The sequence below is a fragment of the Actinotignum sp. usb-actsch-rep-73 genome, from assembly GCF_059082735.1.
Map to the genome: position 1 here is coordinate 1 of NZ_JBHNPV010000026.1, position 305 is coordinate 305.

The 305-nt window shown below is 46.6% G+C and carries 1 rRNA gene; it reads right to left on the reverse strand.

Features of this window, described 5'->3' with window-relative positions:
* Nucleotides 1-197, reverse strand: a 16S ribosomal RNA gene (locus tag AC5RE1_RS01670); the annotation flags it as partial.
* Nucleotides 198-305: the final 108 nt, after the last annotated feature.

The window sequence follows — 305 nt, forward strand, 5'->3', positions numbered from 1 at the left end:
CATGCGCCAATGAGTGAATATCCAGTATTAGCAGCCGTTTCCGACCGTTATCCCAAAGAAGAGGGCAGGTTACTCACGTGTTACTCACCCGTTCGCCACTAATCCACCCCAACAAAGCTGGAGCATCATCGTTCGACTTGCATGTGTTAAGCACGCCGCCAGCGTTCGTCCTGAGCCAGGATCAAACTCTCCGAACAAAAACATATCCAGAAAAAACCAACCACCAAAACGCGGCCAGCCAATCCCAACAAAAAAAACAAACTCAAAAACAAAAAACAGGCATAAAAACAAACACACTATCGAGT